The sequence below is a fragment of the Enterobacter sp. HK-058-C-ECC genome (assembly GCF_047531125.1).
In the GTDB taxonomy this organism is placed as follows: domain Bacteria; phylum Pseudomonadota; class Gammaproteobacteria; order Enterobacterales; family Enterobacteriaceae; genus Enterobacter; species Enterobacter quasiroggenkampii.
Window position 1 is genome coordinate 780,428 of the sequence record NZ_JBLKCH010000001.1, and the last position, 22,086, is coordinate 802,513.

Below are 22,086 nucleotides of genomic sequence, written 5' to 3' on the forward strand. Positions count from 1 at the left end.
AGTATGGTGTGGCGCGGATTATAATGAGCAATGGCGCCATTGCCTATGGATTCAGGTAACATTTTTTTAAAATAAGACGAGTTTTAGCAACAGCTCACATCAGAAAGCTGTTTTCAGGTCACTGAAGCGTAAAATTCACCGTCGCGACCTGCCCGGTCTCATCCATAACGAGTAACTGATAATCGCCCGACTTATCAAGCTCTAATGTGTAAACGCTTCCTTTCACATTCAGCGGTTCACCGTTCAAAAACCACCAGCGCTCACCGCTGTTGCCGGTCGCCTGAAGCGGCAGCGAAACGCGGGATTCCCCCGGCAGACGTTTAATAACGGCCCCTTCACGCACGCCGGTCAGAATGAGTGGCGCAGGTGCGTCCTGCAAGAGTGGAGGACAAATTCTTGATGAAGGCGGAATCCGTACCGCACGACGCTCGGTTGCAGGCAGCCACGGCTCCAGCGGCAGCGGCCATACATCCAGGACTTTTTCAGTAGCATCCGGGCAATCTGCGGCCACGCGTTTGCCGGTTTTATCCAGCCAGACCGGGAAACGGATCCCGCGTATGCCCTCCTGTTCGGGCAGGAGCAGCGTGGGCGGTTCACTGCCTTCCAGCAGCCAGGTCGACAGGCGACGTCGACAGTTTTCGCTGCCTTCCGGTAGCGACTGGCCGCCCGGCCAGCAGATCACGCCCCGCCCGACGCTTGCCGGACGCGGATCGCGCGGCAGGCGGGCTTCGTCTACCGTTGAGCGCGACTGAAGCAGGTTATTGACCTGGTTTAACAGCGGAACCGCGCTGGCAAACCCAAACTGTCCCGCCACGGGCGTGCCGTCCGGTCGTCCGGTCCAGATGCCTATCACATAACGGGCATTCAGACCGATGGCCCAGGCATCACGGTAGCCGTAGCTGGTACCGGTTTTCCACGCCAGCGGCGCAACCTGCGGTAGCGCATTATCCGGTAGCGGCTGCGCTTCATTGGCCAGAATACGGCGAATAATCCACGCCGAGCCCGGTGATAACAGCGGACGTTCAGTCAGCGGATCGCCTGGCTGCAGGCGCAGCCTACCCGCCTTACCGTGTCGGGCAAAAGCACTGTAGGCCGCAGCAATATCTGCCAGCCGCGCGCCTGCCCCGCCGAGGATCAGAGACAGATTCGGCTGCGCCCCCGCAGGCAGGATCAGCGGCAAGCCTGCGTTGCTCAGCATCCCGGCAAATCGTTTTGGTCCGTAGGCTTCCAGCACCTGAACGGCAGGCAGGTTGAGGGAGCGTACCAGCGCTTCACTCATGCTGACCGGTCCATGAAATCCGCTGTCAAAATTCCCGGGCCGATAATCACCGGTTTTTCTGGGAACGTCCTGAAGCAGCGAGGCGGGATGGATCAGGCCATCATCCAGCGCCATGCCGTAGATAAAGGGTTTTAACACCGATCCCGGCGATCGGATCGCATTGACCATATCCACATGGCTAAAACGCGTGTCATCGTTGATATCTACCGATCCCACCCAGCCGCGCACTTTCATATCGGTATGATCGACCACGATCATCGCCAGCGAGCTGCGTGCCGGCAGGCGGGATTTCCAGTTCATCGCCAGCTCTTCCAGCTGCCGCTGCAGTCCGGCATCCAGCGTGGTGACAATTTTCGTGTCGCGACTTTTGCCGAGCATCATCCGAGCAAAGAGCGGTGCCAGCTGCGGCATCTGCCGGGGCGCCAGCCATACTGATTCTTCACGGGACTCTTTGACCTGCTTTGTGGACCAGACGCCCTGCGTCGCCATGCGGTCGAGCACTTTATTGCGCGCCGCTTCGGCCCGTTCAGGCCAGCGATCCGGGCGTAAACGACTCGGTGCCTGCGGCAGCACCGCCAGCAGCGCCGCGTCGGAATAGCTGAGCTGCGACGGCGGCTTGCCCAGATACGTCCAGCTTGCCGCTCCCACGCCCTGCAGCGTACCGCCAAACGGCGCGCGGTTGAGATAGAGCGTGAGGATTTCGCGTTTGGAAAGATGCCACTCCAGCTGCATGGCACGCCAGAGCTGGCGAATTTTGCCGCCAAAGGTGCGCGGATGCGGGTCCAGCAGTCGCGCGACCTGCATGGTGAGCGTGCTTCCGCCAGAGATGACTTTCCCGGAACTGAGATCCTGCCAGGCAGCGCGCAGGACAGAAAGCGGGTTTACGCCGGGGTGATCCCAGAACCAGCGATCTTCGTACTGGATCAGCGCCTCAAGATAACGGGGAGAGACCTCTTCGATCGTCACCGGATAGCGCCAGATCCCGTCGCTATCGGCAAAACGCCAGAGCGGCGTGCCCTTCTCATCCACCACCACCCGGGCAGGGTTAACCTCTTTCAGCGGCAACGGCCACAGGCGGTCGGCGGCGACAATCAGCCCCCATAAAACGAGAAGCGCTCCCGCCAGCCACAGCCAGCGGGAGCGTGTCAAACGTGCCATTCTCATATTACGGAACAACAATCAGCGGGCCACTGGCCGCACCCGTTGCCCGCCACTGCGGCACATACATAGACTCGACCATCGGAACCGGCACCTGGTAGGTTCCCGGCGTCACGGCGCGCGCCAGATAAACCAGCGTAACCGGCTGACCTTCATTTACTGGCACGGCCGCCACAAAGCGGTCGTCGCGGAATTCCATATGCTGAATGTCCGCCTGCTGCATCTGGCTGAGCAGGTTCTGCACTTCGCTACCGCTGTCCTGCAGGCTGGCGCTGCTGCTTGCCAGGTTCTGGTTTTCCAGCTCCAGACCCGCAGGGAGGAGATCCACCACCAGCGCGTCCGGCACGTTCTGGCTGGCTTTGACTTCCAGCCATACCAGCACCAGCTCACCGCTCTTCAGCGAAGAGAGCGATTTCGTGCTGCCGTCCGTTGCCAGAATATGGCGTTCAACCTGCAGCACGTTCGAGCTCGGCTGAGGAGCATAGTCAGGATAACCGGTGCTATCAAGGCGTACCCACAGCGGTGAAGTACCGGTATTGGTCACCTGCAGCGCGCCAAGCTGGTCGCCGCTCACGTTTTGTACCTGCGCTTTATCGCCACCTGATGCGGAATCTGACAGGGAGGTTTTCGCCTGCCACGCACCCGACAAGGTTTGCAGCGAACGACCGGCCAGGAACAGCGCATTGCTCTCCTGAGTGGACAACCAGCGCTGGCTGAAGGCCTGCTCAGACAGGGCATTCAGCAGCGTATTTTGCGCATCCGGCAGAAGTTTGTACTCCTCCAGAAGAGAGAGCATCAGCGCGTTATCGCGAAGCTGGCTACCGTAATCGGCCATCCAGCTTTTGCTGTCGTTGCGCGGCGTTTTGAGCGCCAGATCCAGCGCCTGCTGGCTGCGCGGGGCATCGCCCATCAGCTTGAGCGCCATGCCCAGCTGCATCAGCGGCAGGCCGGACGCCGCCTGAGCGTGACGATCCCAGATTTCACGCAGCGCGCCCAGCGGCGCTTTTTGCTGACGTGCCAGCACCAGCGCGGCATAGGCCTGCACGGCGAACTTGCTGGCCTGCGTATCGTCGCTGTAGCGAACAGACATCATGCCCGGGTCCTGCAGGTAGCGCAGCAACCGGCTATTGGCATTATTCACCGCATCGGCAGGCACGCTGTAGCCCTGCTCGCCCGCACGGACCAGGAAGTCGGTCACGTAGGCCGTCAGCCAGTACTCTTCCGGACCGTTTTTATCCCACAGCGCGAACCCGCCGTCTTCACGCTGCATCTGCAGCAGACGGGAAATACCGATATCAATGGCGGCACGGCGTTTATCGTCCGTATCACCTTTGATGCCAAGCGCCGTAAGCTGCGCCGCGTTGGTATAGAGCGATGGGAACAGACCGCTGGTGGTCTGCTCCAGACAGCCATACGGATAGGCCTGCAGTTCGCGAATATAGCGCGCCAGGTTGAGCGGTGGTTTGCCGCTCAGCAGCAGTTGCCCCTGCAGGGTGGCAGGAGAGAAACCATTGCTGTGCTGCGCCGGTGCGGTCCACGATTCGCCAGGGTTCAGCATGGCACCGGTATTGACCGTCTGCGCCGGGAACGCCGGACGCACGCCGATTTTCCAGCTCTTCTGCTGCGGGGCGAAGGTCTCGCCTGGAAGCTGCAGGCCGGTCACCTGCGCGGTCACTTCACCGTCACCATAACCGTCCAGCGCGCGCACCGGAATAAACAGCGTGCTGCGCGCCCCCGCTGGCAGCTGAACCGGCTGAGGCTGCGCGCCTTCCAGCGCCAGTTTGCCTGTCGCGTTCAGGGCGATATTCAGCGTTTGCGGCTGGTCGGTCAGGTTAGTGATATCCAGCGTCAGCCGCGAAGTATCTCCGCTTGCCAGGAAGCGCGGGGTATTCAGCTCGGTAATGACCGGCGCGGCCACGATAATCTTGCTTTCACTGCTGCCGAAATCCTCTTCCGTCCAGGCCTGCGCCATCAGACGCAGCTCACCGTTGAAGTCTCCAATCGGCAATGTAATTGTGCCTTCCCCGTTGGCATCCAGCGTAACCGGCTGTGCCTGCTGGGCAATGATGGTGACGTGGTTCACTGGCGGTTTGCCGCCGCGCTTCAGTTCATCCCCATCGCCACCAAAGCGCAGCGCGGTCAGACGGCCCTGCCCTTCAATGACCTGGCCGTATATATCGTAGATATCCGCGCCGTAACGCTTCTGACCAAAGAAAGCCTGCCACGGATCCGGCGTGACGTAATCGGTAATATTCAGCACGCCGCTGTCCACCGCCGATACCAGGACGTTCACCTTCTGCGGCACGGCCCCCTCTTTCACGCTGGCTTTCACCTTCACCGAGAGCGTCTGGTTTGGACGCATTTTCTGCGGGTTATTGAGCGCAATATTCAGGCGGCGATTTTCGTCACCCATCGGCAGATGCAGCAGGCCGACCGCGCGTTTCGGCGTGGCGGATTTGGATTTATCTCCGGGACGTACCACCAGCGTACTCAGGTAGAGGTCGTGACGCTTCCAGGCCTTGTCGACCGGGATAGCGAGATCCAGTCCGTTTGCCGGTACGTCGATCTCTTTCCACCACAGCGGCCCTTCGCTGGACTCGATCATCGCATAGCCCTTGCCTGCGGCTGGCGCGGCAATGTGCAGGTTGATGGTGTCGCCTGGCTGATAGGCTGGCTTATCCAGTTTCAAGGTCACACGGTCAGGGCGTGCCGCGCCGGTGCCGTCGCTGTTATCCTGCCAGCTGTACCCCGCCCAGAAGCGCACGCTGCTGACCATCTCATCAGGCGCTTTCACCTCCAGACGATAAGAACCCCATTCCACCGGGAAGGTGACTTTACCCGTTTCATCGGCCTTAAGCGTCAGCTCCTGCTCGCCTTCGACCAGATCTTTCTGATCGAACTGAGACTGCCAACCTTCGCTCTCAGACCAGTTCCAGAAGTAGTCCCGACGCTCGCGAATCAGACGAACCTGTAACCCGGAAACGGCCTTTTTCGCGCCGCTGGCATCGGCATACACGATGTCGAAGCTGGCGTTGCCGTTCTCATCAACAATCGGTTGGTTGACGGTCGTATCGGTACGGTAGTCGTAAACGGCTTTACTGGCGAACTGAGGGCGAATACCCGGCAGCTCAGCCGCCGGCCAGATCGCCTGCTCAGCACGACGCGTCACCGGACGACCGCCCGACTCCAGCAGGCTGGCCTGCAGGATCAGTTGCAGCGGAGAGTGCACCTCTTTCCACTGGCTTTCGGTAGAAACCTGCCCACGTCCCTGCTCGTCCAGCGTAAGCTGCACTTCATCCAGGCTGCGGCTCAGGTTCTCTTCGGCGATATCACCAAACTGGAAGCCCGGCAGCGCGGCCACCGCGTCACGCAGCGGACGCAGGAAGAGCTGGCCCTGCAGAGAGTTACCGTTGGCCGGAGCACCATACAGGTAATAGCCGACCACGTTAAAGTCCACGTTATCCTGCGGTGAAACCGGCGTTTTTTGTCCGCTCAGGTTGAGCGCCATACGCTCTGGCATGAAGTCTTCAACGTGGAAGTCCCACAGACGCTGCAGGTTATCGCCCGTGTTGGCGCGGATATGCCACATGCCGGTCTGCGCCCCGCTGTCCAGCGGATAGTTGAAGCGATAGAGTCCGTTCTCCGGCTTGACGACGATCGTACGCGCGACCTGTCCATCCGGACGCAGCACGTCAAGCTTCACGGGCTGATCGGGAAGTGGCTTACCGTCACTGTCGCGCAGCAGGCCGTTGAGGATCACCGTTTCGCCCGGGCGGTAGAGATCGCGTGGGCCAAACATAAAGAACTGCTTGCTGTAGCCCGGACTCCCTGCGATATCAAACTCCGCCAGATCAAGAGCCGGCAGCTTGAGGTCAAGCAGCGTGGTCTGGCCGTCTTTACTGGCCAGGATCAGCGCGGCCTCTTTGTCGGTCTCAAGCTTTGCGTGGCCATCGCCGTCGCTTTTCGCTTCGGCAAGCGTCTGCCCTTTATCGTTCAACAGGGTGACGGTGACGCCAGACTGCGCCGCACCGTTCTCCAGACTCTGGGTGAAGATGTCCAGACGATTATGATAACGGTGAGCGGACAGTCCAATATCGCTTAAGGTAAAGAGTGTCGCGGCGTTGCTGTAGTTGTAGTGCCCGGCCTGGTTCATGACCGCGATATAAACGCCAGACTGCTGGAGCGGTTTAATATCCTTCAGGGGCAACAGTAATTTTTCGCGCGTGTTGCGCGCCGGATTAAGATCGAATCGACCGGTATAAACCAGCTCCGCCATCTTCAGCAGGTTGTCGGATTCCCAGTTGGTCAGCGAGTTACGGTACTCCCACTGGCTGACAAGGGAAGCCAGCGATTCCGGCTTCACGCGGTAGAAGTTGACGTCAACATTGTTGACGTTGAGCGCCATTACCGGCAACCCTTCCACCACCTTCCCCGGCAGCAGCGAGCCGCGGCTGGCAAAACCAACGGTGGGTTCAACGTCCCGGGTGGTCAGGGCTTTCTCATAATCAATGCCGAACGTCGCCTTGTTCAGCGCCTGCAGGCCCCGTTCAACGGTGACGACCAGGTTGCGGTTGGGCTCCAGATGGCGCAGGCGAAGCTCTTTCAGGTTAGGCGCAAGTTCCCACGCCCCGTCAACTTTGCCGCTTTTTTTGTCCACGACATGCACGGTTTTCGCGAAATCCTGATCGGGATTCAGCGGAACCGAGAATGTCAGCACCAGCGTGGCGGCACCGTCGAGCTGAACTTCAGAGGCATCCAGCAGGGTCAGCGCTTTTCCCTGACTCTGGGCGGCGAGCTTAGCCAGCGTTTCAGCATTTGGCTTTTCCGCGGCTTTCGGTGTGGATGCGGTGGATGCCGCGGGAGCCGCAGCCTGAGATTTATCGTCGCTGTTATCACAGCCGACAAGCGTAAACGTGGTAAGCAGCGCAAGGGAGAGCGCGGCTAAGCGAAACGGTTTCATCCTTTGTCCCTGGCCCTGAGGGGGCCTGTTGGTCGTCGTCCGGATAAGTATTATCCGCAAGTTTCATTAATTCAAAAAGTCCAATTTTAGAATCTGGAAAGCGCCTCGCAGAATGGCAACACGCCGCTACGCCGTGATGGAACCGCGATCACAGCCCCAAACGTCACATGTTACCTTTCACGTCATTTGTTTTTAAAACAAGAGGATAGCTGGATAAGCGTCCCTGAAGGCTGCTAGTTTTATAACCATGACGCACCCCGAGTGCGCGGTTCAATAAGAGAGAAAGCCATGAAACGAGCCGTGAACGCCCTACAAAATTTCGGAAAATCATTGTACGGACCGGTGCTTATCTTACCGATCGTCGGTCTGTTTATCGCCTTTGGTAACGTGCTGGGTAACGGTAATCTCGCTGAATACCTGCCCTTTCTTGGCCATCCGCTGATTCAGCATCTTGGTCAGCTTATCGCGAAATCGGCCGTGTCGGTGCTGGTGAACCTGGCGCTGGTGTTTGCCGTTGGTATTCCGATTGGTCTGGCGTCGCGCGATAAAGGCTATGCTGCGTTGATTGGCCTGGTCACCTTTGTCGTATTCATCAACGCCATGAACGTCACGCTGCAGCTGCAGGGCGCGCTGGCGCCTGCAGCCGAAATGAAGGCGGCCGGGCAGACCATGGTGCTGGGCGTCCAGGTGCTGGAGATGGGCGTTTTCGCCGGGATCCTGACCGGGGCGCTGTCGGGATACCTGTACAATAAATATTCCGGCGTACAGTTTAACGGCGCGATGGCGATTTACTCCGGCCACTGTTTTGTCGCCATCGTCATGCTTCCCGTCTCCATGCTGCTCGGCGTAGTGATGAGCGAACTGTGGCCGTTTGCCCAGCACGGCATTAGCGCCCTGGCGCTGGCCATCAAAGGCTCCGGACCGTTTGGCGTGGCCATCTACGGCTTCCTGGAACGCATTCTGGTCCCCACCGGCCTTCATCATCTGGTCTATACCCCGTTCCTCTATACCGAACTCGGGGGCACGCAGGAGGTCTGCGGCACGGTGTATCAGGGCGCGCGCAATATCTACTTCGCTGAGATGGCCTGCCCGGACGTGAAGCAGCTCAGCAGCACGGTGGTGTGGGACGCCCGCGGCATCAGCAAGATGTTTGGCCTGCCCGCCGCGGCGCTGGCGATGTATATGACCGCCAGGCCAGAGCGTAAAGCGGCGGCGAAAGCGATTCTGATCCCGGCGGCGCTGACCTCGCTGCTGGTCGGCGTCACCGAGCCGATTGAGTTCTCCTTCCTGTTCGTCGCCCCGCTGCTGTTCGTGGTGCATGCGGTGCTGACCGGCATTGGCATGATGCTGTTCTCCCTGCTGGGCGTTCACGCCATCGGCGCCAATGGGATTATCGACTTCATCCTCTACAACCTGCCGCTCGGCACGACCAAGTCCAACTGGCCGATGTACATTCTGGTCGGGCTGATCATGTTCGCCCTCTACTTCGTGGTGTTCCGCTTCCTGATCCTGCGCTTCAACATGAAAACGCCGGGCCGTGAAGATGAGGACCAGGAGACGCGCCTCTACAGCAAGCAGGAGTACCAGGCGAAGGGCAATAACGACGGTCTGGGCGAGTCCATCGTGGTGGGGCTGGGCGGCCGGGAAAATATTGAAGTGGTGGACAACTGCTACACCCGCTTACGCGTCACGGTAAAGGACGTCGCCATTATCGACGAGCCGCGTCTGAAGGCGACTGGCGCGAAAGGGATTATCAAACAAGGTAACAACGTTCAGGTGGTCTATGGGCTGCATGTCAAAAAAATGCGAGAAGCCGTTGAGACGTTTCTCTGAAAGGAGCTAAAGATGTTTACACCCCCATTCATTCTGTCGATTGCCGGCGGCGGCAGCACCTACACGCCGGGCATTGTGAAAAGCCTGATGGTGCGCCTGCAGGATTTCCCGCTGGCCGAAATTCGCCTGTACGATATCGACGAGGCGCGTCAGAACACCATTGCGCCGGTCGTCGAGAAGGTCATTCGCGACCACAGTCAGCACATCAAATTTACCGTCACCAGCGACCCGGAAGTGGCCTTCAGCGGCGCCCATTTCGTCTTTGCCCAGATGCGCGTCGGTCAGTATAAGATGCGCGAGCAGGATGAGAAGATCCCGCTGCGTCACGGCGTGGTGGGCCAGGAAACCTGCGGCCCCGGCGGGCTGGCCTACGGACTGCGCACGATCCTGCCGATGGTGGAGCTTATCGATCTGGTGGATCGCTACGCGCATGAAAAAGCCTGGATCGTGAACTACTCCAACCCGGCGGCGATCGTCGCGGAGGGCGTGCGCCGTCTGCGGCCAAATGCGCGGGTGCTGAACATCTGCGATATGCCGGTGGCCGCCATGCGCAATATGGGGGCGATTCTGGGTGTCGATCGCCGCAGGCTGGAAGTGGACTACTTCGGCCTGAACCACTTCGGCTGGTTTACCCGCGTGCTGGTGGACGGCGAAGACAAGCTCCCGGCGCTGCGTAAGCATATCGCTAAGTTTGGCCTGCTGACGGAAGATGCGGCTAAAACCGATCCGCAGCATTCTGACCCCTCCTGGGTGAAAACCTGGCGCAACATCAAGCCAATCATGGACAATTTCCCCGAGTATCTGCCGAACCCGTATCTGCAGTATTACCTGATGCCGAACCAGATTGTGGCGCACCAGAACCCGGACTATACCCGCGCTAATGAAGTGATGGACGGGCGCGAGAAAAAGCTGTTCGCCGCCGCCGAAGAATATCAACGCACCGGAATTTTACCGGATGCCTTTCACGTGGGCGTCCACGGCGAGTTTATCGTCGATGTGGCCTGCTCGCTGGCCTTTAACCTGCGAAGCCGCCATCTGGTGATGGTGGAAAACCGCGGGGCGATTACCAACCTGCCGTACGATGCGGTGGTGGAAGTTCCCGCTTATATCACCTCCGAGGGCCCAGAACCGATCCGTATTGGTCAGGTGCCGCTGTTCCATCAGACGCTTTTGCAACAGCAGCTCGCATCTGAACAGCTGCTGGTGGAGGCGACTATCGAAGGCAGCTATGAGAAAGCCTTGCAGGCGTTTACCCTCAACCGCACCGTGCCGACCATGGAACATGCAAAAGCCATTCTGGATGAGATGATTGAGGCCAACCGCGACTACTGGCCAGCGCTGCAAAAAGCCTGGCAGGACGGCGAACCGGTGAAAAAATAGGGGCCTGCTCGCGAGTTGAACGTGGTTTGCTTGTCGGTGTCAGAAAAAACACCGACAATCCTTTTTTACGGAAAAGAATGGAGGCAACCCATGTCCACCTCATATTTTGTCGCTGCCGACTGGCTGATTGAGCACGGCGACGATCCGGAAGTTCAGATTATCGACGCGCGTATGGCCCCTCCGGGACAAGAGCATCGTGACGTGCCCGGTGAATACCGTGCCGGGCATCTGCCGGGTGCGGTATTTTTTGATATTGAAGCCCTCTCCGATCACACCTCTCCCCTGCCGCACATGCTGCCGCGCCCGGAAGCGTTTTCCGTGGCGATGCGCGAGCTGGGCATCAGCAAAGACAAACACCTCGTTGTCTATGATGAAGGGAACCTCTTCTCCGCGCCGCGCGCGTGGTGGATGCTGAAAAACTTCGGCGTGGAAAAAGTCTCGATTCTTGCCGGCGGGCTGGCGGGCTGGAAGCGCGACGAGCTGCCGCTTCAGCAGGGTGACGTCACGCTGCCGGAAGGTGAATTCGACGCGACCTTTGACACCCACGTGGTAAAACGCCTGACCGACGTGCTGGTTGTGAGCCATGAAAAAACGGCGCAAATCGTCGATGCCCGCCCTGCTCCTCGCTTCAATGCCGAAGCGGATGAACCGCGTCCGGGGCTGAAGCGCGGACATATTCCGGGCGCGCTGAACGTGCCGTGGGGCGATCTGGTATTTGAGGGCGAGCTGAAAACTACCGACGAACTGCGCGCCATTTTTGACCGGGCAGGGGTTGATTTACATCGTCCAGTGATTGCCAGCTGCGGTTCCGGCGTAACGGCCTGCGTGGTCATTCTGGCGCTCGCCACGCTCGGCGTAAGCGACGTCACGCTCTACGACGGCGCCTGGAGCGAATGGGGTGCGCGAGACGATCTGCCTGTCGAACCCGCGAAATAATGGATAACCGCCTGGCCACGCTGTTAACACGCGGAGCGTCATTGACCCGCGCGGAGTATCGCGTCCTCGCCCACCTCACGGAGCATCCGCTGCTGGTGGGCAATATTACGGTTCGCGAGCTGGCACAGGCGACATTCGTTTCTACCGCCACCATTATGCGGCTGTGCCAGAAGCTGGGGTTCAGCGGCTTTAGCGAGTTTATCTGGCACTGCAAGCAGCTGCTCACCGACACGCCGCACATTGCCGTTCAGGGGCAATCGCCCCCTGAGCTCCCGGCGCTGTTTAATCAGTTTATCGCCAACTATCAGCACACCTTTCAGTGGGTCACCCAGGACAAACGCCAGCAGTTTGCTAACCTGCTGCGCCAGAAAGAGAGTTTCTTTCTCTACGGGGCCGGGTTCTCTTATCTGTTTGCGGAGTACCTGACCAAGAAGCTGCAGGTGCTGGGCAAAACGGCGTTTATCTCCGGACCGGGCGACAGCCGGAACATTTTTCTCAGCAATGCCGCCCGCTATCAGGTGTTTATTGCCGTCTCGCGCAGCGGCGAAACGGAGCAGGTGCTGGATAAAGCGCGGATAGCCAAAAACGTCGGCATGACCATCGTCGCGTTTACCCGCGCCTCGGCCAACACGCTGGCGGAGATGGCCGACGTTCACTTTGCGCTCTATGACGAAGCGGTACACTTCGCTGCCGAAGCCGCAGGGGTGACGTCGTTTGAGTCGAATCTGGTGCTGCTGATGGATTTACTGCTGCTGGAAGCAACGGGGTGATATTCACCCCGCTGAAATCAGATGATGCGGTTGGTTTTGAGATCGCGCAGGAAGCCCCCCCAGCGACGCTCATAGAACGGCGTGATGTGCTCGGTAATAAAGTGGCTGATGCCCTTCTCACCGTTTTTCACCTGACAGATATCAATTGGTTCATCGCCCGGTAGCGTGTCGGTCGCCACGCTGCCCGCCGCCTGAACGATCTCGTCGAAATCGCCATCGGCTTCAATACCGATCAACAGCACCGGCTTTTCGTCGGCGCGCTCTTTGATGGAGCAGAGAAACGCGCGCCTGACGGGCTTGAGCGTTTTGAACAACGTCGTCAGGGAATCAATCATCTGCGCGGGTGGCTCGGCCACTTCAGACAGCAGCAGCGTTTCGCCCCCTTCCAGCACTTCCTGCGTGCTGAGCGGGTTGCCCTCTTCGCCAATCAGGTGGCTGATTTCACGCGGCGTAAACTCTTTCCCGGTCGGCAACTTGGCGTTGAGAAACAGCGTCTGGCCGAGCGTCATTTCAAACAAGGTACGCACCGGCATCACCACGAACGCCTGTTCGTCTTCAACCGCTTCCTGCAGCGCTTCCAGCGAGGTAAAGAACGGGATCACCGACGTGCCGTCGTCTTTCTCCCAGTGCAGCAGATCCAGCGCGCTGTCTTCTACGACCTGCTCACCTTCCGCGGCGGTGCCCGGCACCCAGACGGTGGACTCCAGCAGCGTGCGGAAAAATGCAGGACGGTGGGCGGGCTCGGTCGCCGCCTGCTCCAGCAGGGTCTCTAATTCGTTTTTGGTATCTGACATAGTTTGGCTACTTCAAAAAATGCCGGGTGGCGCTTCGCGTACCCGGCCTACAAAACCGTAGGCCCGTGCAAGCGCAGCGCCGCCGGGCAATATGATGACTCCGAAGGGGCGCATAAGCGTAGCGCCACCCGGCTAAAAAGATTACTCAGCCGTCAGCAGGTTCGCTACGGTACGCACGCCCAGACCGGTCGCGCCCGCGGACCACTGCTCAACCGCCGCTTTGCGGTACGTTGCGGAGCAGTCAATGTGCAGCCAGCCTTCATGGTAGTTCTCAACGAAGTGAGACAGGAAGCCTGCTGCGGTGCTTGCACCCGCCGGGTACGCCGCGCTGGCGGTATTGTTCAGTTCGGCAAAGTTGGACGGCAACTGGCTACGGTGGAACTCGGCCAGCGGCAGACGCCAGAACGGTTCGTTTTCCGCCGCAGCGCTGGCCAGCAGGCGTGCGGCCAGCTTGTCGTCAAAGCTGAACAGCGCGTGGTAGTCGTTACCAAGCGCGGTTTTCGCCGCACCGGTCAGAGTCGCCATGTCGATGATCAGCTCAGGCTTCTGGGCAGACGCGTCGATCAGGCCATCGGCCAGCACCAGACGGCCTTCGGCGTCAGTGTTCATCACCTCAACGTTTTTGCCGTTACGGTAGCGAATGATGTCGCCCAGCTTGAAGGCGTTACCGCTGACCATGTTGTCCGCACAGCACAGGTACAGCTTCACGCGCTTTTTCAGACCGCGGGTGATGGCAAACGCCAGCGCACCGGTGATGGTGGCCGCGCCGCCCATGTCGGACTTCATGGAGTCCATGAACGCGCTCTGCTTCAGGCTGTAGCCGCCGGTGTCGAAGGTGATGCCTTTACCTACCAGGCAGGCAAAGACAGGGGCGTCTTTATCGCCGGTTGGGTTGTAGTCCAGCGCCAGCAGCACCGGTGGACGCTCAGAACCACGGCCCACGGTGTGGATACCCATGTAGTTCTGCTCGCGCAGGTCTTCACCCTTGGTGATGCGGTAGGACATCTTGTCGCCCGCCACGCCGCACAGCAGGTCAACGGCGCGCTGCGCCAGCTGCTCAGGGCCTAACTCTTCCGCCGGAGCGTTAATGGTGTCGCGTACCCAGTCGATGATTTGCAGACGGCTTTCCAGCTCTTTCTGACCGGCTTCGTCGAGGTTCGCCCACTCAATTTTGCGGGTGCCTTTCGGCCCTTTGTAACCCGCCCAGAACGCCCAGCTGCGGTCGGTGTCCCAGCCTTCGCCTTCCAGCGAGACATGCTTAATGCCCAGACCGTCAATTTTACGCGCGGCGCGCTGGATCAGGCCCAAATCATCGTTGCCCGTCAGGTGCAGGGTAATACCGTCGTTGTTGATGCTGTAGCTGGCTTTCTCGCCCCAGCGTGCGTCAGCAGGCTGGGTAGAGAGCGTAATCTTCATCGCTTCGGTCATTTTATTTTTCCTTATTAGCAACTAGCAAACGGGCCGCCTGAAGGCAGCCCGTTTTGTTATTTATTCTGCTTCATCTAACCAGACTAACAGAATCGCCTCCAGAATTTTTTCATTGGATGCGTTTGGATCGTCGTCGAAATCCTCCAGATCGCAGATCCACTGATGCATATCGGTGAATCGTACGGTCTTCGGATCGAGATCCGGGTTCGCGTCGTAGAGCGCTTCACCGATTTCACGGCTGTCTGTCCACTTCAGTCCCATATTAATGCTCGCGTGCGTGGTTGATGGTGTAGCGTGGGAACTCCACGACCAGATCTTCATCGGTCACCGCAGCCTGGCAGCTTAAGCGGCTGTCTGGCTCCAGACCCCATGCTTTATCCAGCATGTCGTCTTCGTCTTCGGTGCTCTCGGCGAGAGAGTCAAAACCTTCACGCACGATGCAGTGGCAGGTGGTGCAGGCACAGGATTTTTCACAGGCGTGTTCCACTTCGATACCTGCACGCAGGGCAACATCGAGAATGGTTTCACCGGTCTTCGCTTCCAGAACAGCGCCATCCGGACAGAGGTCCGCATGAGGCAAAATTACAATCTTTGGCATATTAAACCTCGTCCACGGACTGGCCTTTCAGCGCGACGCGGACAGATTTGTCCATGCGGCGAGCAGCAAAGTCCTGGGTTTGTTTATCAACGTTTTTAATGGCTTCTTCTATTGCGTCAGCGTCATTACCTTCGGCCACGGCGCTTAAGCGCGCGGCGGCTTCGTCAATCACCTGGCGCTCAGCGGCGCTTAACAGCGCGGCGTCGGCAGCGAGCGCGCCGTTAAGGCTCTCCAGCACGCGTGCGGCTTCCACTTTTTGTTCCGCCAGCATACGCGCCTTCACATCCTGCTCGGCGTAGCTCATTGAGTCCTGAATCATGGAGGCGATTTCGCCATCGGTCAGGCCGTAGGACGGCTTCACCTGGATGGACGATTCCACGCCGGTGGATTTTTCCATCGCCGTGACGCTCAGCAGGCCGTCGGCATCCACCTGGAAGGTGACGCGAATATGCGCCCCGCCCGCAGGCAGCGCCGGGATACCGCGCAGCGCAAAGCGCGCCAGAGAACGGCAGTCCTGCACCAGCTCGCGTTCGCCCTGCATCACGTGGATGGACATCGCGGTCTGACCGTCTTTAAAGGTGGTGAACTCCTGCGCGCGCGCCACCGGAATGGTAGTGTTACGCGGGATCACTTTCTCCACCAGGCCGCCCATGGTTTCTAAGCCCAGCGACAGCGGGATGACGTCCAGCAGCAGCATTTCGCTGTCCGGCTTGTTGCCGACCAGAATATCGGCCTGGATCGCGGCACCTACGGCAACCACTTTGTCCGGGTCGATGGAGGTCAGCGGCGTGCGGCCAAAGAATTCGCCCACGCGCTCACGCACCAGCGGCACGCGGGTCGAACCGCCCACCATGACCACTTCCAGCACCTCGTTCGCCTCAACGCCCGCATCTTTCAATGCGCGACGGCAGGCCAGTAAGGTGCGTTTCACCAGTGGGGCGATCAGATCGCTGAACTGGTCGCGGGTGATGTCACCCTGCCAGCCCGCAACATTGACGGTAACCGTCTGCGCATCGCTCAGGGCGATTTTGGCGTCGATGGCCGCATCCAGCAGTTCACGCTGTACGCGCGCATCGCTGCGATCGCTGATGCCCGCCTGCTCGCGGATGTAGTCCGCCAGCAGATGGTCGAAGTCATCACCGCCCAGCGCGGAATCCCCGCCGGTCGCCAGCACTTCAAACACCCCGCGGCTCAGGCGCAGGATAGAGATATCAAACGTCCCGCCGCCGAGATCGTAAACCGCGATCACCCCTTCCTGACCGGAATCGAGGCCGTAGGCAATCGCCGCCGCCGTCGGTTCGTTCAGCAGACGCAGCACATGCAGGCCCGCCAGACGCGCGGCGTCTTTGGTGCCCTGACGCTGTGCATCGTCAAAGTAGGCAGGAACGGTGATCACCACGCCGTCCAGATCGCCACCGAGCGTTGCCGTAGCACGCTCAGCCAGCGCTTTGAGGATGTCAGCAGAAACACGAATCGGGTTCAGCAGACCGGCCGCGGTCGCAATCATCGGCAGGCCGTTTTCACTTGCCTGCAGCTGATACGGCAGATGCGGGTAGCAGGTCTGAATATCGGCCAGCGAGCGGCCCATCATGCGCTTGACGGAGCTGATGGTATTCGCCGGATCGCGCGCGGCATTAGCGCGGGCGTCATAGCCTACCGCGTGACCCTGCTGCTGGTAGTGGACCACGGAAGGCAGCAGATGGCGCCCCTGCTCGTCAGCCAGCGTTTCCGCCTGGCCGCTGCGCACGGTCGCCACGAGGGAATTGGTGGTGCCCAGGTCAATACCCACCGCCAGACGACGCTGGTGCGGTGCGGCACTTAAGCCAGGCTCACTAATTTGTAATAAGGCCATAATTGCTTCCGAAATTAAAAATCGAGCAGCTTTTCTTCGAGTTGTTCAGCACTGCTTCGCAGTTTATCGAGAAAACGGAGTTTGCGCACAGTATCTGCCGCCACGTCCCAGGTCTCGTTGTTCAGTTGCTCCACCATCTGCTGATGGCGGGTATCGAACATGCCCTTTACGCGCGTAATAAAGCTTTCCAGACGCGCTTCGTCTTTGGCCTGTTCAATCTCATCGAGCTCTTCGCGAAGCTCCAGCTGCTCCATCAGAAACGCCGTGTCACGCACGGTATGCTGTTCGCTCGCCAGATCAAAACCGTGGAGCGAGAGCAGATATTCAGCGCGCGCCAGCGGATGGCGCAGCGTCTGCCAGGCCTGGTTGATGGTGGCAGAGTGAGAAACCGCAGCCAGCTGCTCTGCCTGAGTACCGCTCGCGAATTTGTCCGGATGGTACTGACGCTGCAGATCCTGAAAACGGATCGTCAACGCCTGGAGATCAATCGGGTATTGAGCGGGTAGTCCGAAGAGAGTGAAGTAATCCATAACAATCTCAGGGGTAGCCTGTTAAAACAAACCCCACGCGTAGCGGGTAACGCCACGGTGGGGTTTCGGATGACGCGCGGTTAAACGTGGAAGCTTTCGCCGCAACCACACTCGTCTTTGACGTTCGGGTTCGTGAATTTGAACCCTTCGTTCAGGCCTTCTTTAACGAAGTCCAGCTGAGTGCCGTTGAGGAATTGCAGGCTTTTGCCATCGACCACCACCTTCACGCCCTTGTCTTCAAACACGGTGTCGTCAGACGCCGGTTCGTCAACAAACTCCAGTACGTAAGCCATACCAGAACAGCCGGAGGTACGTACGCCCAGTCGCAGGCCAAAGCCTTTACCACGGTTCGCCAGAAAAGAGCTTACTCGCGCGGCAGCGCTGTCGCTAAGGGTAATCGACATACTCAAACCTCAATTATTTTGCTTCACGTTTGCTTTTGTAATCCGCAATGGCGGCTTTGATCGCGTCTTCTGCCAGAATTGAGCAGTGAATTTTCACCGGTGGCAGTTCGAGTTCTTCAGCAATATCCGTGTTCTTGATTGCCTGTGCTTCGTCCAGAGACTTGCCCTTCACCCATTCGGTAACCAGGGAGCTGGACGCAATTGCAGAACCGCAGCCGTAGGTCTTGAAGCGCGCGTCTTCAATGATACCTTCATTGTTGACTTTAATCTGCAACTTCATCACGTCGCCACACGCTGGCGCACCGACCATGCCGCTACCAACAGATTCATCACTGTTGTCAAAAGAGCCAACGTTGCGTGGGTTTTCGTAATGATCGATGACTTTTTCGCTGTATGCCATGATTGAATTCTCCTTATGTACCGATTAGTGATGTGACCATTCAATGCTGTTCAGATCCACGCCCTGCTTGAACATTTCCCACAGTGGAGAAAGGTCGCGCAGACGGCCAATGGAGTTGCGAACCAGCTTGATGGTGTAGTCAATCTCTTCTTCGGTAGTGAAACGACCTAAAGAGAAACGGATAGAGCTGTGTGCCAGCTCGTCAGTCATACCCAGCGCACGCAGCACGTAGGATGGCTCAAGGCTTGCAGACGTACAGGCAGAACCGGAAGAAACCGCCAGGTCTTTCAGCGCCATGATCAACGACTCGCCTTCAACATAGTTGAAGCTGACGTTGAGGATGTTCGGAGCACCCTGCTCGAGATCGCCGTTCAGATACACTTCTTCCATATCTTTAACGCCGTCCCACAGACGGTTACGCAGCGTGCGCAGGCGTGCCATCTCGGTTTCCATCTCTTCTTTTGCAATGCGGTAGGCTTCGCCCATGCCCACGATCTGGTGAACAGGCAGCGTACCGGAACGCATGCCGCGCTCGTGACCGCCACCGTGCATCTGCGCTTCGATGCGGATACGTGGTTTACGACGAACGTACAGCGCGCCAATCCCTTTCGGGCCATAGATTTTGTGGCCGGAGAAGGACATCAGGTCCACTTTCAGCTGGCTCAGGTCGATAGGCAGTTTGCCCACGCTCTGGGTCGCGTCCACGTGGTAGATGATACCGCGCGCGCGGCACATTTCGCCGATGGTCGCGATGTCTTGTACCACGCCGATTTCGTTGTTGACGTGCATGATGGAGACCAGAATGGTGTCATCACGCATGGCCGCTTCGAGCTCTTTCAGATCGATGATGCCGTTGCTCTGTGGCGCCAGGTAGGTGACTTCATACCCTTCACGCTCCAGCTGACGGCAGGTGTCCAGCACGGCTTTGTGTTCGGTTTTGCTGGTGATGATGTGCTTGCCTTTTTTCTGATAAAAGTTGGCTGCACCTTTGATCGCCAGGTTGTCGGATTCGGTCGCACCGGAGGTGAAAACAATCTCACGCGGGTCGGCACCCACCAGGTCAGCAATCTGATTACGGGCGATATCAACCGCCTCTTCAGCATGCCAGCCAAAACGGTGTGAACGGGAAGCTGGGTTACCAAAGTTTCCGTCCAGGGTCAGACACTGCATCATTTTCTCGGCAACACGCGGGTCCACCGGCGTGGTTGCGGAGTAGTCGAGATAAATCGGTAATTTCATTGCTCTATAAACTCCGTACATCGCTTCAATGCAAGGAATCAGGCAACCGGCTGGATGTACGACCGAGTACACGGGGCGAGTCTTCGCCCCGGCCTGATTCTGAAATACTTATCGTTTTATTACGCGCGTAATTTGACGTCGATAGCGTCCTGCGCGCGGGTGCTGCGTTGGGAATCATGGCCGTGCTGACGGCCCGATACGTCCAGAACTTCCTGGTTATTCACCAGCTCACCGAGGGTGATGTTGTTCAGGAAGCCGGTCAGACGGTCGCTCAGATCGCGCCACAGCGCGTGGGTCAGGCACTTATCGCCGCCCTGGCAGCCGCCTTTACCCTGGCAACGGGTCGCGTCAACGGATTCGTCAACTGCGCTGATCACTTCGCCAACTGCAATACTGCCCGCGTCTTTACCCAGCAGATAACCGCCGCCTGGGCCACGAACGCTGGAAACCAGTCCATTTTTACGCAGTCTGGAGAACAGCTGTTCCAGATAAGAGAGGGAGATCCCTTGTCGTTCAGAAATATCAGCCAACGGAACCGGGCCCGCTTCGGAGTTGAGCGCAACGTCCAGCATCGCGGTCACGGCATAACGCCCTTTAGATGTCAGTCTCATGTCTTACTTAACCTCAAACTCGCCCCTGCCCGGGGTTTTTTATTGTAAAATGGGGTATTGCATAGCAGGGCCAAGTCTGACATTCCTGACTAAAATGGTCAACTATTTACTTGACTGTTTTAGTCAGGTATTTAACCTTCTGTGCCGTTTTTTGTCGGGTGGCGCTTCGCTTACCCGACCGATGGTTTTGTAGGCCGGGTAAGCGTAGCGCCACCCGGCGAACAGACGACACTACTCTTTATTCTTCTGCTCAATCGACGCCAGGATCCCGCGCAGGATGTTCAGCTCCTGGCTTTCCGGACGCGCGCGGGTGAACAGACGGCGCAGCTTATTCATTACCTGACCCGGGTGGCCTTCGCGGATAAAGCCGGTCGAGAGCAGCGTCTGCTCCAGGTGACCGTAGAAACGCTCAAGGTCGTCCACCAGCGGGTAAGCCGTCTCTTCTTTAGGCTCAACCTCTTTTTCCTGCGTTGCCAGCCACGCCATACGCACTTCATAGGCGATAACCTGCACCGCCATCGCCAGGTTCAACGAGCTGTACTCCGGGTTTGCCGCAATCGCGACGTGATAATGACACTTCTGCAGTTCGTCGTTGGTCAGGCCAACGCGTTCGCGGCCAAACACCAGCGCAACCGGTGCCTGTTCTGCTTCCGAGACACTTTTCAGGCCGCATTCACGCGGATCGAGCATTGGCCACGGCAGCGTGCGCGAACGCGCGCTGGTGCCGACAACGAGGCTGCAGCCAGCCAGCGCTTCGTCAAGGGTATCGACGATCTGGGCATTGCCGATCACGTCGCTGGCCCCGGCCGCCAGCGCAATAGCCTGCGAGTCAGGTTTCACCAGCGGGTTAACCAGCCACAGGTTCGTTAAGCCCATGGTTTTCATAGCGCGGGCAACGGAGCCCATGTTGCCGGTATGCGATGTTTCGACCAGCACAATTCGAATGTTTTGCAGCATAATTTTTAATGTCTGAATTCAGTGTCTGAAGAATATTCGGGCATATTATCATAAACGGGAGACATAATCCGATCCCGCTGCTATACTCTGCGCCGATTTTCCTGTTCTTTAACATCCAGTGAGAGAGACCGATGCATCCGATGCTGACCATCGCCGTGCGCGCAGCGCGCAAGGCGGGTAATGTAATTGCCAAACACTACGAAACGCCAGACTCCGTAGAAACCAGCCAGAAAGGCAGCAATGATTTCGTGACAAACGTCGATAAAGCCGCAGAAGCGATTATTATCGAAACGATCCGCAAATCTTACCCACAGCACACCATCATCACCGAAGAAAGCGGTGAACATGAAGGTACCGATCAGGATGTTCAATGGGTTATCGATCCACTGGATGGCACCACCAACTTCGTCAAACGCCTGCCACACTTCTCTGTGTCTATCGCAGTACGCATTAAAGGCCGTACTGAAGTCGCCGTTGTGTACGATCCAATGCGTAACGAACTGTTCACCGCGACCCGCGGTCAGGGCGCGCAGCTGAACGGCTACCGTCTGCGCTGCAGCAACGCACGCGATCTGGACGGCACCATCCTGGCGACCGGTTTCCCGTTCAAGGCGAAACAGCACGCGACCACCTATATGAATATCCTGGGCAAACTGTTCACCGAATGTGCGGACTTCCGTCGCACCGGTTCTGCTGCGCTGGATCTGGCCTACGTGGCAACCGGCCGCGTTGACGGTTACTTCGAACTCTCACTGAAGCCATGGGATTTTGCTGCGGGCGAGCTGATCGCGCGTGAAGCAGGCGCCATTGTGTGTGACTTCACCGGCGGCCATAACTATATGTCTACCGGCAACATCGTTGCGGGTAACCCACGCGTTGTTAAAGCCATGCTGGCCAACATGCGTGATGAACTGAGCGATGCGCTGAAGCGTTAATCCAGTTTGTTAAGCCCGGTGG

The 22,086-nt window shown here is 58.4% G+C and carries 18 protein-coding genes; 5 read left to right on the top strand and 13 right to left on the bottom strand.

Translation table 11 applies throughout. From position 1 onward, the window contains the following. Window positions 1-118: 118 nt before the first annotated feature. Both pbpC and ACMWJS_RS03855 read right to left on the bottom strand, forming a co-directional pair. Window positions 119-2,443 carry a peptidoglycan glycosyltransferase PbpC gene (pbpC, locus tag ACMWJS_RS03850; RefSeq protein WP_414746643.1) on the bottom strand — a complete coding sequence of 775 codons (2,325 nt, stop codon included), beginning with the start codon at window positions 2,441-2,443 and terminating at the stop codon, window positions 119-121. A gap of 1 nt (window position 2,444) precedes the next feature. Further along, window positions 2,445-7,397, bottom strand: a complete 4,953-nt coding sequence (locus ACMWJS_RS03855; protein WP_414746644.1) for an alpha-2-macroglobulin family protein — start codon at window positions 7,395-7,397, stop codon at window positions 2,445-2,447. A 288-nt stretch (window positions 7,398-7,685) separates the two neighbouring features. Between ACMWJS_RS03855 and ACMWJS_RS03860 the strand changes: the two genes are divergently transcribed. From ACMWJS_RS03860 to ACMWJS_RS03875, 4 genes are all read left to right on the top strand, one after another. Beyond that, window positions 7,686-9,230, top strand: a complete 1,545-nt coding sequence (locus ACMWJS_RS03860) for a PTS transporter subunit EIIC (protein ID WP_414746645.1) — start codon at window positions 7,686-7,688, stop codon at window positions 9,228-9,230. Between the two features lie 12 nt (window positions 9,231-9,242). Further along, entirely contained in the window at window positions 9,243-10,610 is a 1,368-nt protein-coding gene (locus ACMWJS_RS03865; protein WP_167211940.1) for a 6-phospho-alpha-glucosidase, read from the top strand. A 90-nt stretch (window positions 10,611-10,700) separates the two neighbouring features. Continuing rightward, window positions 10,701-11,546, top strand: a complete 846-nt coding sequence (sseA, locus tag ACMWJS_RS03870; RefSeq protein WP_032675337.1) for a 3-mercaptopyruvate sulfurtransferase — start codon at window positions 10,701-10,703, stop codon at window positions 11,544-11,546. After that, on the top strand, window positions 11,546-12,316 hold the full coding sequence (locus ACMWJS_RS03875; RefSeq protein ID WP_048029586.1) for a MurR/RpiR family transcriptional regulator: 771 nt from the start codon (window positions 11,546-11,548) through the stop codon (window positions 12,314-12,316). Before sseA ends, ACMWJS_RS03875 begins: the two co-directional genes overlap by 1 nt. A 17-nt stretch (window positions 12,317-12,333) precedes the next feature. Here ACMWJS_RS03875 and sseB read toward each other — a convergent pair whose 3' ends face one another. The 11 genes from sseB to trmJ all read right to left on the bottom strand — a co-directional run bounded on the left by sseB (window position 12,334) and on the right by trmJ (window position 21,129). After that, the gene (gene sseB / locus ACMWJS_RS03880; protein ID WP_032648693.1) at window positions 12,334-13,110 is read right to left on the bottom strand and encodes an enhanced serine sensitivity protein SseB; all 777 of its coding nucleotides are present in this window, start codon (window positions 13,108-13,110) and stop codon (window positions 12,334-12,336) included. Between the two features lie 141 nt (window positions 13,111-13,251). Next, window positions 13,252-14,538 (bottom strand): aminopeptidase PepB, encoded by a 1,287-nt coding sequence (gene pepB, locus ACMWJS_RS03885; RefSeq protein WP_024908644.1) that lies wholly within the window; start codon window positions 14,536-14,538, stop codon window positions 13,252-13,254. Between the two features lie 60 nt (window positions 14,539-14,598). Beyond that, on the bottom strand, window positions 14,599-14,799 hold the full coding sequence (iscX, locus tag ACMWJS_RS03890; RefSeq protein WP_003860650.1) for a Fe-S cluster assembly protein IscX: 201 nt from the start codon (window positions 14,797-14,799) through the stop codon (window positions 14,599-14,601). Window position 14,800: 1 nt separating this feature from the next. Continuing rightward, entirely contained in the window at window positions 14,801-15,136 is a 336-nt protein-coding gene (fdx, locus tag ACMWJS_RS03895; protein WP_003860652.1) for an ISC system 2Fe-2S type ferredoxin, read from the bottom strand. Between the two features lies 1 nt (window position 15,137). After that, window positions 15,138-16,988 (bottom strand): Fe-S protein assembly chaperone HscA, encoded by a 1,851-nt coding sequence (hscA, locus tag ACMWJS_RS03900; RefSeq protein WP_414746646.1) that lies wholly within the window; start codon window positions 16,986-16,988, stop codon window positions 15,138-15,140. Window positions 16,989-17,002: 14 nt separating this feature from the next. Further along, on the bottom strand, window positions 17,003-17,518 hold the full coding sequence (gene hscB / locus ACMWJS_RS03905; RefSeq protein ID WP_024908642.1) for a co-chaperone HscB: 516 nt from the start codon (window positions 17,516-17,518) through the stop codon (window positions 17,003-17,005). 80 nt (window positions 17,519-17,598) lie between these two features. Then, window positions 17,599-17,922 carry an iron-sulfur cluster assembly protein IscA gene (gene iscA / locus ACMWJS_RS03910; RefSeq protein WP_003860659.1) on the bottom strand — a complete coding sequence of 108 codons (324 nt, stop codon included), beginning with the start codon at window positions 17,920-17,922 and terminating at the stop codon, window positions 17,599-17,601. A gap of 13 nt (window positions 17,923-17,935) precedes the next feature. After that, entirely contained in the window at window positions 17,936-18,322 is a 387-nt protein-coding gene (iscU, locus tag ACMWJS_RS03915) for a Fe-S cluster assembly scaffold IscU (RefSeq protein ID WP_003860661.1), read from the bottom strand. Window positions 18,323-18,346: 24 nt separating this feature from the next. Further along, complete coding sequence (iscS, locus tag ACMWJS_RS03920) at window positions 18,347-19,561, bottom strand: cysteine desulfurase (protein WP_008502157.1); 1,215 nt, start codon at window positions 19,559-19,561, stop codon at window positions 18,347-18,349. Between the two features lie 119 nt (window positions 19,562-19,680). Further along, on the bottom strand, window positions 19,681-20,172 hold the full coding sequence (gene iscR / locus ACMWJS_RS03925; protein WP_045399615.1) for a Fe-S cluster assembly transcriptional regulator IscR: 492 nt from the start codon (window positions 20,170-20,172) through the stop codon (window positions 19,681-19,683). A 231-nt stretch (window positions 20,173-20,403) separates the two neighbouring features. Beyond that, window positions 20,404-21,129, bottom strand: coding sequence for a tRNA (cytosine(32)/uridine(32)-2'-O)-methyltransferase TrmJ (trmJ, locus tag ACMWJS_RS03930; RefSeq protein WP_008502159.1), 726 nt, complete (start codon window positions 21,127-21,129; stop codon window positions 20,404-20,406). Window positions 21,130-21,260: 131 nt separating this feature from the next. On the opposite strand from trmJ, the gene suhB reads away from it, so the two are divergent. Continuing rightward, window positions 21,261-22,064, top strand: coding sequence for an inositol-1-monophosphatase (gene suhB, locus ACMWJS_RS03935; RefSeq protein WP_003860668.1), 804 nt, complete (start codon window positions 21,261-21,263; stop codon window positions 22,062-22,064). Window positions 22,065-22,086: the final 22 nt, after the last annotated feature.